The following is a 12,704-nucleotide window of genomic DNA, read 5'->3' as shown; positions in this document are numbered from 1 at the left end:
AGGAAGCCAATAGTCTCGCGAGGCATTGGTTCTTGGCGCCGACCGGTCGATTCCGTTGATCGCGTGGCGGCTGCGCCGCCCCCATGCGCAATTGCACATCGAATGATGGCGAGTTGACTGGCCGTCGAGCAAATCAGAAAATTCGGAACTATTTCTATTATTCTGAAATATGGTGCCTCGCATTCACGAGCACGGCGCCTGCCAAAGTGTCGCGCACATTGACGCGACTGCCGTCTGGCTTGCTGACATAAAGATGGTTTTCCAGCACGGACTGCATGTTCTCAAACATCGCATAGAGATCGTCGCAATAGACCGAAGGATTATCGTAGCCGTTCGCCTTGGAGAAACGGTGCGGAAGATAGCCTCCCCCGCAGGCGTTCATGAACTTGCATTGCCGACACTTCGCGCAAAGATTGATTGAAGCATCGCGCGCGGCTTTCCAGCGAGGCTCGTTCCTGACCGCGTCGATCGCATGATCGAAGATGTTGAAGCTGGTGTTCGTGAAGCCGTCGCCCGCAATCCGCAGCACATCGTGCGCCTCCACGGTGCCATCGGTCATGATGGTGCAAAGCTCGACGGGCTTGTGGCCGACGCCCTCGGTCGGTGAATTGTTGTCGAGCAGGGCGGTGATCATGTCGGAAATGATGCGGATACTGGTCGTCGGTGTGGCGCGATTCGCCTCCAGCCACACGTCGAACAAGCCCTTGTAGAACGCGGCAATGGATGGCGGCTGCTCGTCCACCGTCGCGTCGGGGATCATGATGTCGTAGTTGGAGATCCCGCACGCAGCGAAAAAATCGGCATATTGCTGCGGAGCATAAGCGGGATTGCAGACTGCCAGGGCAATCACGCCAATCTCGCGCGACACCAGCATGCGAGCGGCTCGTTCGACAGCGGTGTGGGTGCCCGTACCCTGGAACGTCTTGCGGTGCGTGTCGTGAATGTGCGCCGGCCCATCCAGACTGATCGCGACCGAAATGTTGTGGGCCTCGAAGCAGGCCAGCCAATCGTCATCGATCAACACGCCGTTGGTCGTGACCGCGATGGGTATCTCGCAGCCGGTCCGTGATGAAATATCCTCGCAGGCCTCGGCAAAGCGGTGGAAGTTCTCTACGCCCCACAGCAGCGGCTCACCCCCGTGCAGAATGATGGGAAAATCGACGAGGGCGTATCTGAGAACGTGCTGTTCTATGCGCTGCAGCAATTGCTGCTGCACGTCCGGGCTCATGAGCTTGGGCTTGCTGTAAACGGACGCGTCGCGGAACCAGTAACAATAGGAGCAATCGATGTTACATCTCGTTGCAACCTTGACCAGCAACTGCGTGATCGGCTGATCCTGGAAAGCGGCAAAATCTGCACCGTCCGCTGACATGCCGATACCGAGACTGGTTGAAGGAGCTAGCTAGAGCGTTTTCGAGCGAAGTGGATACCGGTTCGCGTGAAGAAAACGCGTCAAAACAAAAAGCTGGAGCTTCGGTTCTGATTCAATCAGAACCGAAAATGCTCTAGTACCCTCGAACAAATCCGCCTCGGCGAAACGCGCCTACGCCCGGAGCGTACGCCGCTCTGCGAAACGCGCCTGCGTTCGCCCCCTTGGCAAAACCCCCACGCCTGAAAGCGGCTTGGGTCACCACGGCTTCGTCGGCGACGACTCCTTGCTGCACACCCTGTCCGCGCAGATCGCTCAGCAATGCGTCGATACCCTGATGGTCGCTTTGAATGATTGCGTCCGGCCCATGGAGTTGCATGAGGCTCGCCAAAACCTTCAGCGTCGTAATCGGCATGGTCACGCTCCTGTATTCGCAGCGCGGTGCAGGGATCGACCGAAGCCCGGCGCATTGAACCGCCTGAGCAACAGCAAAATATACCGTTTTTGTCGCAGAGGCAACGTGGTCGGCCCGGGCCAATCCCTTAGGGCGCCAATTTCCGGATACGCTTGCGCACTATGCCACGCGCGCGTTGATGCAAGCAAACCAACGTGTTGGATCGCGCCGCGAGAGTGCGAACCCATGTTTGACCGTCACAGCTTCGTCGCGATTGCTCTCCAGAGTGACGGAGAGCGTGCGGACTGGCTCCCTGAAGTCTTGTGGACGCGCACCCTCGCAGCGACGTTGTCGCCGGGGAGAAGTGTCTCAGTTCAACACCCTTTTCCCGTCCGGGCTCGGGCTGTCCAGCGAGAACGTCGGCACGTCGATGTCGAAGCGCTCGCCGGCTTCGGTGACCATCTGGTAACTGCCGGTCATGAAGCCGGAGGCGGTCGGCAGCGGCACGCCCGAGGTGTATTCGAAGCGCTCGCCGGGCGCGAGCACCGGCTGCTCGCCGACCACACCCTCGCCACGCACCTCCTGGCGGCGGCCGGTGGCGTCGGTGATGATCCAGTGCCGGGTGCGCAGCTGCACCGTTTCCGGCCCCGCATTGACGATCACGATCTTGTAGGACCAGAAATACTCGCGCCGGTCGACCGATGAGCGCTCCGGCATGAAGTTCGGCTCGACGGTGACTTCGATCTGGCGGGTAACGGCGCGGTACATCCGGCTCAATCCGATGATCTCGGCGCAAAATCCGCTTTCGTCCGGATCATGCGCAAACAGGCGCCCACCATAGCCAATTGGTCAGCCGGAACCAATCGCCGGGCAGGCCGTGAAAAGCCGGTCCCGGGGCCGGCCGTTCATCCCGGTTTCAACATAGTTCCGCTCTAAAGCGCGGCGGCATGCCGCCGCACTCTGTGCTTTGTCGGCAAGGCTTTCTCCGGAAGTCGTGGACCGGTATTATCTTTTCAGCACGGCCTGCGGGGCGTCCGCAGCCGATACGGTGTTTGATGAGCTCGATTGCCGATCCCATAGCCGGTTCGCCGGTGGCTGAGACCAAGGCCGAGGCAAAAGCCGATGCCGAGGTGAAGGCGAAGGCCGCGGCGCCTGCAATCACGCTGCCGGTGACCGGCGAGCGCGAGCTCAGGCTCGACCTGTTCCGCGGGCTCGCGCTGTGGCTGATCTTCATTGATCATCTGCCGACCAATCTCCTGACCTGGCTGACGATCCGCAATTACGGCTTCTCCGACGCCACCGAGATCTTCATCTTCATCTCCGGCTACACCGCGGCCTTCGTCTATGGCCGCGCCATGCTGGAGGGCGGCTTCGTGATCGCGACCGCGCGCATCCTGCGCCGGGTCTGGCAGATCTATGTCGCGCATGTCTTCCTGTTCACGATCTTCCTCGCCGAGATCTCCTATGTGGCGACCTCGTTCGAGAACCCGCTCTACACCGAAGAGATGGGGATCATGGACTTCCTCAAGCAGCCCGACGTCACCATCGTCCAGGCGCTGCTGCTGCGCTTCCGTCCGGTCAACATGGACGTGTTGCCGCTCTATATCGTCTTGATGCTGTTCCTGCCGCTGATCCTGTGGCTGATGAAATGGAAACCCGATGTCACGCTCGGCCTGTCGGTCGTGCTCTACGCGGTGACCTGGCAGTTCGACCTCTATTTGTCGGCCTATCCGAACGGCTTCTGGGCGTTCAATCCGTTCGCCTGGCAATTGCTGTTCGTGTTCGGCGCCTGGTGTGCGCTCGGCGGCGCGCGGCGGATGTCGCGCATCCTGTCGTCGAACATCACGATGTGGATCTGCATCGTCTATCTGGTCGCCGCGTTCTTCGTGACGCTGACCTGGTACGTGCCGCAGCTCGGCCACATCATGCCGAAGGTGATCGAGCAATGGATGTATCCGATCAACAAGACCGACCTGGACGTGTTGCGGTTCGCGCATTTCCTGGCGCTCGCAGCCCTCACCGTGCGCTTCCTGCCCCGGGATTGGCCGGGGTTGAAATCGCCCTGGCTGCGACCTTTGATCCTGTGTGGCCAGCATTCGCTTGAGATATTCTGTCTCGGGGTCTTCCTCGCCTTTGCCGGTCACTTCGTGCTTGCCGAAGTATCTGGCGGTGCCGCACTGCACGCCTTGATCAGCGTCAGCGGCATCCTCATCATGTGCGGCATGGCGTGGATTATTTCGTGGTACAAACACTCCGCCGACAAAGGCGCCTCGAAAAAAGGCGCCGGCGGCAACGCCGATATGGCGGGAGGGGGAGCATGATGTCCGCGCGGACGCTGCTGGGCCTGACGCTATTGGCCGCCTGTTTGGCGGCGGCGCCCGCACGCGCAGGCGACACCGCCGAGCCGCCGGCACCGCCCTGCGACGTGCCCGCCTATCTGCTTTCGACCGAGAGCTCGCTGCCGAAGGTCATGGATGCCGTGAAGGCCAACCAGCCGCTCAACGTGCTCGTGGTGGGCAGCCGTTCCTCGACCATTCCCGGCAATGAGGCGAGCGCCTATCCGGCCACGCTGCAGGCGGCGCTCAAGGAGGCATTGCCGTCGTCTGTGATCGATCTATCCGTAGAATTACAGGGAAAGAGCACCGCCGAGGAGACCGCGGGAACCCTTGTTAAGCTTGTTGAAGCAAAAAAGCCTACTTTGGTTATCTGGCAGACCGGCACGGTCGATGCTATGCGAGCAGTCGATCCCGACGATTTCCGTACCGCCATCAACGACGGCGTTGTTGCGTTGCGGGGCGCCGGGACTGACGTGGTGCTGGTCAATCTGCAATACAGCCCGCGTACGGAGACGATGATCTCTGCACCGCCATATCTCGACAATATGAAGGTGGTGGCGCAGCAGCACGACGTTCCGCTTTTCGACCGGTTCGCGATCATGAAGCAATGGAGCGACGCCGGATATTTTGACCTGTTCAGCACCTCGCATGGTGTCGACCTGGCCAAGAAGGTTCACGCCTGTCTCGGCCGGGCCCTTGCGAAATTCGTGATCGATGCGGCCCATCTGGGTCCGGTGCAGCAGAATTAGAGGAAGCAGAGTTGATGCGTTTTGCCTTCCCTTTTCGCTCTACCGCAGGGTGCGCCGTTGCGGTGCTGGCGCTGCTCGTGCCGGTCACGCCATCGCGCGCGCAGACCGGCCAGGCCGACCAGCATGCCGCGCTCTCGCCCGGTGCCAAGTCTGAGGCCGCACGGCCCGATGCGGACAAGGCCGCCGCCATCGAAGCCGATGCGGCCAATCAGCAGCCCGGCGTCGCCGCGAAGGCGTTCGACAAGGTGAGGCAGGTCGCCAGATCCGCCAGCGACATTTTCCACCGCGTTCCGTGCCAGCAGCCCAAGGACGTGCCGAATTCGACCGGCTCGCTGCCGCATGTCGCGGCCAAGCTCGCCGCCGGCAAGCCGGTCGTCATCATCGCGTTCGGCTCGTCCTCGACGGAAGGTTATGGTTCGTCGTCGCCCCAATTCACCTATCCGAACCGGCTCGCCGGGCAGCTGCGCCGGCAATATCCCGCCGCCGACATCACCGTGCTCAACCGCGGCAAGGGCGGCGAGGACGCGCCCGAGATGATGGCGCGGCTGCAGACCGAAGTGATCGACGTGCATCCCGACATGGTGATCTGGCAGGTCGGCACCAACGCGGTGCTGCGCAACCTCGATCCCTCCGAGACCGCAAGACAGGTCGAGGACGGCGTGGCGCGGCTGCAGGCCTCCGGCGCCGACGTCGTGCTGGTCGATCCGCAATATTCGCCGCGCGTCACCGAGCGTCCCGAAAGCGCGCGCGGCATGGTGAAGCTGCTCGGCCGCATCGCCGCGCTGCGCCATGTCGGCATCTTCCCGCGCTTCGAGGTGATGCGCGACTGGCACGAGCGGCAGGCGATCCCGATCAACGATTTCGTCACCGCCGACGGCCTGCACATGAACGACTGGGGCTACGCCTGCTTCGCCCAGCTGCTCGGCGACGACATCATCCGCTCGGTCGGCGCGATCAAGATCGGCGTCAACGTCCCCGGCGACGTGCGGACCTACCGGCCGATGTGATCGGGCGTAGTGTTCTTCTTCCGGCGCCCGCTCTATCACCGTCACCCTGAGGTGGCCGCTTCTTCAGCGGCCCTCGAAGGGTCGACGGCCCCGCTGGTGGCCGTGCATCCTTCGAGGCTCGCTCCGCTCGCACCTCAGGATGACGGGTCTAACACCAAACTCGCCCTCAATCTTGACCTCGCCGCGGTAATCCGCTCCCTTGGCGCCTGAACCAATCTCCTTCGGGAAGACGCCTCAAGGGAAACGCTCATGTCTTTCGTGCTGGCCATCGATCAGGGCACCACTTCGTCGCGCGCCATGGTGTTTCGCGGCGACATCTCCATCGCCGCGGTGGCGCAGCAGGAATTTCCGCAGCATTTTCCGGCCTCCGGCTGGGTCGAGCACGAGCCGGAGGACATCTGGACCTCGACCGTGATGGTGTGCCGCGAGGCGTTGGAGCAGGCCGGCCTCAAGGCCAAGGACATCGCCGCGATCGGCATCACCAACCAGCGCGAGACCACCGTGGTGTGGGACCGCGCCACCGGACAGGCGGTGCACCGCGCCATCGTCTGGCAGGACCGCCGCACCGCCGACATCTGCGCCAAATTGAAGGCCGAAGGCCATGAGCCGGCGATCTCGGCCAAGACCGGGTTGATCATCGACCCCTATTTCTCCGGGACGAAAGTCGCCTGGATCCTCGATCACGTGCCGGGCGCGCGCGAACGCGCCGAGCGCGGCGAGCTGTTGTTCGGCACCGTCGACTGCTATCTGTTGTGGCGGCTCACCGGCGGCCGGGTGCACGCCACCGACGCCACCAACGCCTCGCGCACGCTGCTGTTCAACATCCACACCGGCGCGTGGGACGACGACCTCATCAAGCTGCTGCGCGTGCCGCGCTCGATGCTGCCCGAGGTGAAGGATTCCTCCGCCCGTTTCGGCGAGAGCACGGCTGATCTGTTCGGCGGTCCGATCGCGATCTCGGGCATCGCCGGCGACCAGCAGGCCGCGATCATCGGCCAGGCCTGCTTCGAGCCCGGCATGATGAAGTCGACCTACGGTACCGGCTGCTTCGCGCTGCTCAACACCGGCACCACGCCGGTGGCTTCGAAGCACAAGCTGCTCACCACGATCGCCTATCAGCTCAACGGCCAGCGCACCTACGCGCTCGAAGGTTCGATCTTCGTCGCCGGCAGCGCCGTGCAATGGCTGCGCGACGGGCTCGGCATCATCAAGCACGCCGCCGAGACCGGGCCGCTTGCCGACAAATCCGACTCGATGCAGAGCGTCTATCTGGTGCCGGCTTTCGTCGGCATGGGCGCGCCCTACTGGAATCCGCGCGTGCGCGGCGCGCTGTTCGGCTTGACCCGCAACACCGGCCCGGCCGAGCTCGCGCACGCGACCTTGGAAAGCGTCTGCTACCAGACCTTCGATCTGTGGGCTGCGATGCGCACCGACTGGCCGGAGGCCAACGCCGCCAACACCGTGCTGCGCGTCGACGGCGGCATGACCGCGTCGGACTGGACCATGCAGCGGCTCGCCGACCTGCTCAACGCCCCGGTCGACCGCCCGATGATCCAGGAGACCACGGCGCTCGGTGCGGCCTATCTCGCCGGGCTCGAGGCCGGCGTCTATCCGGAGCCCGCAAAGTTCGCCGACAATTGGCGGCTCGAGCACCGCTTCAGGCCGGCGATGAGCGAGGCAACGCGCGACCGCAAGCTCGCCGGCTGGGCGCGCGCCGTGAAGGGCGTGCTGGCGAGCGACGAGGGGGAATAGGGCGGGTGAGGTTTGCTCGCTCGTGCGGCAGGCTCGCTGCACCTCTCCCGCTTGCGGGGGAGGTCGGATTGCATCGCAGATGCAATCCGGGTGGGGGCTCTCTCCGCATAATGACTGGTCCCATCGCGGCGACACCCCCACCCCAGCCCTCCCCCGCAAGTGGGAGAGGGGACGCACTTTCTTCGCGGTGATGGTCTCACACGTCGGCAACGCGTCAACCAATAACAACCATCGGAGAGTACAACATGAACGCGGATCTCAACCGGGTCACCAGACTGCTCAGCACCGCGCTCTGTGCCGCAATGCTGGCCGCGCCTGCCGCGGCGCGCGAGAAGGCGAGCCCGCTGGTGGCGGCGCGCGAGGTCAAGACCGACGTTGCCGGGCTGACGGCGCTGGGCCAGATCCTGGTCGACGTCTGGGGCATTCCGCACATCTATGCCGGCAACGAGCACGACCTGTTCTTCCTGCAGGGCTTCAACGCCGCGCGCGACCGGCTCTGGCAGATCGATCTCTGGCGCAAGCGCGGGCTCGGCCTCTTGGCGAAGGATTTCGGCCCCGCCTATGCCGAGCAGGACAAGGCGCTGCGGCTGTTCCTCTATCGCGGCGACATGAATGCGGAATGGGCCGCCTACGGTCCGAAGGCGAAATCCTATGCCGAGGCCTTCGTCGCCGGCGTCAACGCCTATGTCGCCGACGTCAAGGCGGGCAAGCGGCCGCTGCCGATCGAGTTCAGGATCGCAGGCACGATGCCGGACCTGTGGTCGGCGGAGGATGTCGTGCGCGTCCGCAGCCACGGCCTGACCCGCAACGTCGCCTCCGAGGTGAAGCGTTCGCAGGTCGCCTGTGCCGCAGGCCTCGATGCCGATCGCTTCCGCGTCAAGCTGGAGCCGGCGTGGACCACGAAAATCCCCGACGGGCTCGATCCCTGCAGCGTGCCGAAGGGCGTGCTCGCGGCCTATGACCTCGCCACGCGCCCGGTCGCCTTCGCAGCAGCAAAGGACCAGAAGGCGGCGCTGGCGCATGATCCCGACACGTTCCTCGCCGCGGCCGACCAGCAGCGCGACACCATCGGCTCCAACAACTGGGTGATCGCGGCCTCACGCACCGCGACGGGACGTCCGATCCTTGCCAACGATCCGCATCGCGAGCATTCGGTGCCGTCGCTGCGCTACATCGTCGCCCTCAATGCGCCCGGCATCTCCGTGATCGGCGCCGGCGAGCCGGCGCTGCCGGGCATCTCGATCGGCCACAACGACACCATCGCGTTCGGCCTGACCATCTTCAACGTCGACCAGGAAGACATCTACGTCTACGAGCTCAATCCCGACAATCCGAACCAGTACCGCTATGGCACGGGCTGGGAGGACATGCGCATCGTGCACGAGAAGGAAGCGGTGAAGGGCGAGGCCGACCGCGACCTCGAGCTGAAGTTCACCCGCCACGGCCCGGTGATCTATGTCGACGATGCGAACAAGCGCGCCTTCGCGGTGCGCTCGATCTGGTTCGAGCCGGGCACCTCGGCCTATTTCGGCTCCTCCGACTACATGACCGCGAAGAATTGGACAGGCTTCCTCGGCGCGATGCGGCGCTGGGGTGCGCCGTCGGAGAACCAGGTCTATGCCGACACGTCAGGCAATATCGGCTGGGTCGCCGCCGGCAAGACGCCGCGCCGCACGAGCTTCGATGGATTGATGCCGGTGCCCGGCGACGGCCGCTACGAATGGCAGGGCTTCCTGTCGCTCGACGAATTGCCGAAGCTCTATCAGCCGAAGCAGGGCTTCATCGCCACCGCCAACCAGATGAACCTGCCGGCGGATTATCCGGTCAATGAGCGCCGGGTCGGGTTCGAATGGTCCGACAGCGCGCGCTGGCAGCGCATCACCGAGGTGCTGCAAGCCAACAGCAAGGTGACGCTGGCGGACGCAATGGCGCTGCAGAACGACGACACCGGCATGCTCGCGCGTCGCCTCGTCGCGCTGTTGAAGCCGCTGTCATCCGACGATGCCAACGTGAAGAAGGGGCTCGACCTGTTGCAGGCGTGGGACGCGCGCGACGCGGCGGATAGCGCCGCGGCTGCGGTCTACGAGGTCTGGATCGCAAACCATCTCGGCCCCGTCCTGCTCAAGACCACGGCGCCGAAAGTGGCCGAGCTGATCGCGCCGGAGGCGTCCAGCATTTCCGCCATCGTCGGCTATCTCGAAAAACCCGACGCCGCGCTCGGCAGCGATCCCGCCGCCGAACGCGACCGCGTGCTGCGCGACAGCCTCGGCGCGGCCGTAGCCGACGTCACCGCAAAGCTCGGGGGCGATGCCTCGACCTGGCGCTGGGGCCGGCTGCATGTCGCAAAGTTCGATCACGCGCTGATGCCGCTCGCCGACAAGGCCACCGCGGCGCAGATGTCGGTCGGCCCGCTCGCCTATGGCGGCGCCGCCAACGTGCCGCGCGCCGCCACCTATCGCCGCTCCGACTATCAGCTCACCGCGGGCGCCTCGTTCCGCATGGTGCTCGATGTCGGCAACTGGGATGCGAGCCGCACCATCAACACCCCAGGCCAATCCGGCGATCCCTTCAACGCCCACTACCGCGACCTCGCGCCGCTGTGGGCGACCGGCCAATATGTGCCGCTGCTCTACAGCCGCGGCGCAGTAGAGGCCGCAACGGCGGAGGCGATCACGCTGACGCCAAGGTGAAGGAAGGCTGGTGGCCGCCCAAAACTCCACTGTCGTCCCGGCGAAAGCCGGGACCCATAACCACAGGGTTGCGTTGTTGAACGGCGCTGTGGCCCCAGCGCGCAAAAGCAATCGGCATCGGTGGTTATGGGTCCCGGCCCCCGTGCGCAATTGCGCACTAGGCCGGGACGACAGTGAATATGTGGCCGATACCGTCGACTACTTCACCTGCTTCTCCTGCAACTCAAGCATCGCGCGCAGCGTGTCGTCGCTGAGCTTGCCGTTCGGTGACGGCGCGCGCCGCTCGACGGTCTCGACCGGGCGCGCGTGCTGCGGCACAACCTGAGTGCCGCGCACCGGCGCACCATCCTCGACGTCCTCGGCCTCACCAGCCGCACCCGTCCCATGTGCGTAACCGATGCCACGCCGCCGTCGCGCAGGCTTCGGCTTCGGTGGTGGCGGCGTATAGATGATCGGCGGCAGCGTGTGATGGCGCGACACGATGTCTGCTCCGGTGGCCTCTCCACATCGAGCGCCTGATTCGCCAAAACGCCGACTGACAAATCGGTAACATTGTTACGCAGCGTTGCATTGCATCTGCCGCGAGACACGCGGATATTTCCCGCCGATAATTGGAAACAAAGGTCGCGTGATGCTGCTACCCGACGGGTACTCCGACATCCCCCACGGCAAGATCGCCGCCGTCGTCACACATCTGGAAATTACCGAGCGCCCGCCGCGCCGCGACGATCCGCCCGGCGCATGGCGCCTGCGCAAGGTCGATCCGCCCGCACTCGACTGGTATCGCGATCTCTACCGCCGCGTCGGTGAGGAGTGGCTGTGGTTCACCCGCACGGGGCTCGATGACGCCGATCTCGGCGCCGTCATTCACGCGCCCGGCATCGAGCTCTACGGGCTGGTCGTTGAGGGCCATGATGAAGGCCTGCTCGAACTCGATTTCAGCGAGCCCGGCCAATGCGAGCTGCTTTATTTCGGCGTCACCGCAAAATTCATCGGCACCCGCGCCGCGCGCTTCCTGATGAACCGCGCCCTCGAGATCGCCTGGTCGCGCGACGTCGGCCGCGTCTGGGTGCACACCTGCACCTTCGACCATCCCTCCGCGATCGCGTTCTACCAGCGCTCGGGGTTTCGTCCGTTCAAGCGGCAGATCGAAGTGGCCGACGATCCGCGCCTTGACGGCACATTGCCGCGCGATGCGGCGAGGCATGTGCCGGTGATTGCATAGCTGTTGCTCCAAACTCTGCCGTCGTCCCGGGCAAGCGGGAGCGCGACCCGGGACCCATAACCACCGAACTGAGTTGGTTACTGTGCTGGGGCTCCAGCCTTTGCCACAACGGGAGCCGGTGGTAATGGGTCCCTGCTTTCGCAGGGACGACATCGAGTGTGGCTGCTGCTCGACTTCAAAACACGGTCCGCTCTGCCGCAACAGTTGACGGCGAGCACCAGCAGAATCGGCGGTAGGCAATGCCTCATTGGAATGACCCGGCCGGTTGCAACCCCGCGCAGCCCATCTAGGATGGTGCAAAGCGCAACCTCTGACCCCGGCGTGGCCGCACACCTCGAAAGCTCTGCTTTCGAGGGCAGTGGCCTGCCGCGGCACGACCGACGAGATGACGGATGTTTTTGATCGGCCAGTACGACTCGCCCTTTGTCCGCCGCACCGCGATCGCGCTGCGGCTCTATGGGTTGCCCTTTGAGCACAAGCCGTGGTCGACCTTCGGCGATGCGGAGAAGGTTGCGGCCTACAATCCGGTGCGGCGGGTGCCGACGCTGGTGCTTGACGATGGCGAAGCGCTGATCGAGAGCGGTGCGATCCTGGATTATCTCGACGAACTGGTCGGGCCGGAGAAAGCGCTGATCGCGCGCTCCGGGCCTGAGCGGCGCAAGCATCTGCGCATCACGGCGCTCGCGACCGGGCTCGCCGACAAGGCGGTGAGCCTGATCTACGAGCGCGTGCTGCGCAAGGAGCAGCTCAAGCTTTGGGTCGAGCGTTGCGAGGCGCAGATATCAGGCGTGCTCGCGGTGCTGGAGAAGGAGCGGGCGGCGGTGCCGGCGCCGTACTGGCTGGAGAATCGCATCGGCCATGCCGACATCGCAGTCGCCTGCGCGCTGCGCTTCACCGGCGAGGCGCATCCGCATCTGTTCGACGCGCGCTATCCCGCGCTGCAGGCCCACGCCGCACGCTGCGAGGCGCTGCCGCCGTTCCAGGAGATCGTGCAACCACTGGCGCCGCCGAGCGGTTAGGGGATAGCGCCGCTCTCTCTCCATCGTCATTCCGGGGCTCGCGAAGCGAGAGCCCGGAATCCATCAGGCCGCGGGTTCTGTGGATGGATGGATTCCGGGCTCGACGCTTCGCGTCGCCCCGGAATGACGAGTGGATGGAGGCGCGCGCCCCTGCCACTGAGTT

11 protein-coding genes are annotated in these 12,704 nt (G+C 64.5%); 7 read left to right on the top strand and 4 right to left on the bottom strand.

All coding sequences use genetic code 11. The annotated features are described in order from the left end of the window. Nucleotides 1-157 precede the first annotated feature (157 nt). From V5279_RS41325 to apaG, 3 genes are all read right to left on the bottom strand, one after another. Nucleotides 158-1,372 (bottom strand): radical SAM protein, encoded by a 1,215-nt coding sequence (locus V5279_RS41325; RefSeq protein WP_338692509.1) that lies wholly within the window; start codon nt 1,370-1,372, stop codon nt 158-160. A gap of 133 nt (nt 1,373-1,505) precedes the next feature. Further along, nucleotides 1,506-1,784, bottom strand: a complete 279-nt coding sequence (locus V5279_RS41320) for a hypothetical protein (protein ID WP_338692508.1) — start codon at nt 1,782-1,784, stop codon at nt 1,506-1,508. Nucleotides 1,785-2,132: 348 nt separating this feature from the next. Beyond that, on the bottom strand, nt 2,133-2,531 hold the full coding sequence (apaG, locus tag V5279_RS41315) for a Co2+/Mg2+ efflux protein ApaG (RefSeq protein WP_029079882.1): 399 nt from the start codon (nt 2,529-2,531) through the stop codon (nt 2,133-2,135). A gap of 287 nt (nt 2,532-2,818) precedes the next feature. On the opposite strand from apaG, the gene V5279_RS41310 reads away from it, so the two are divergent. The 5 genes from V5279_RS41310 (at nt 2,819) to V5279_RS41290 (ending at nt 10,297) form a co-directional block, all read left to right on the top strand. Next, nucleotides 2,819-4,084 (top strand): OpgC domain-containing protein, encoded by a 1,266-nt coding sequence (locus V5279_RS41310; protein WP_166299386.1) that lies wholly within the window; start codon nt 2,819-2,821, stop codon nt 4,082-4,084. Beyond that, a complete protein-coding gene (locus V5279_RS41305) occupies nt 4,084-4,848 on the top strand; it encodes an SGNH/GDSL hydrolase family protein (RefSeq protein ID WP_338701677.1) in 765 nt (254 codons plus the stop codon). Before V5279_RS41310 ends, V5279_RS41305 begins: the two co-directional genes overlap by 1 nt. Before the next feature lie 14 nt (nt 4,849-4,862). After that, nucleotides 4,863-5,855 (top strand): SGNH/GDSL hydrolase family protein, encoded by a 993-nt coding sequence (locus V5279_RS41300; protein WP_338692507.1) that lies wholly within the window; start codon nt 4,863-4,865, stop codon nt 5,853-5,855. A gap of 249 nt (nt 5,856-6,104) precedes the next feature. Further along, nucleotides 6,105-7,607, top strand: a complete 1,503-nt coding sequence (gene glpK / locus V5279_RS41295; RefSeq protein WP_338692506.1) for a glycerol kinase GlpK — start codon at nt 6,105-6,107, stop codon at nt 7,605-7,607. 245 nt (nt 7,608-7,852) lie between these two features. Further along, nucleotides 7,853-10,297 carry a penicillin acylase family protein gene (locus V5279_RS41290; RefSeq protein WP_338692505.1) on the top strand — a complete coding sequence of 815 codons (2,445 nt, stop codon included), beginning with the start codon at nt 7,853-7,855 and terminating at the stop codon, nt 10,295-10,297. 198 nt (nt 10,298-10,495) lie between these two features. Here the strand turns inward: V5279_RS41290 and V5279_RS41285 are convergent, their stop codons facing one another. After that, nucleotides 10,496-10,777, bottom strand: coding sequence for a hypothetical protein (locus V5279_RS41285; RefSeq protein ID WP_338692504.1), 282 nt, complete (start codon nt 10,775-10,777; stop codon nt 10,496-10,498). 151 nt (nt 10,778-10,928) lie between these two features. Here V5279_RS41285 and V5279_RS41280 point away from each other — a divergent pair, with 151 nt between their 5' ends. Continuing rightward, complete coding sequence (locus tag V5279_RS41280; RefSeq protein ID WP_338701675.1) at nt 10,929-11,522, top strand: GNAT family N-acetyltransferase; 594 nt, start codon at nt 10,929-10,931, stop codon at nt 11,520-11,522. Nucleotides 11,523-11,914: 392 nt separating this feature from the next. Continuing rightward, nucleotides 11,915-12,541 (top strand): glutathione S-transferase family protein, encoded by a 627-nt coding sequence (locus V5279_RS41275; protein WP_338692503.1) that lies wholly within the window; start codon nt 11,915-11,917, stop codon nt 12,539-12,541. The last annotated feature ends 163 nt before the right edge of the window (nt 12,542-12,704 follow it).

The organism is Bradyrhizobium sp. 26S5 (assembly GCF_036923295.1).
Classification (GTDB): domain Bacteria; phylum Pseudomonadota; class Alphaproteobacteria; order Rhizobiales; family Xanthobacteraceae; genus Bradyrhizobium; species Bradyrhizobium septentrionale.
This window is presented reverse-complemented; position numbering and strand designations above follow the sequence as displayed.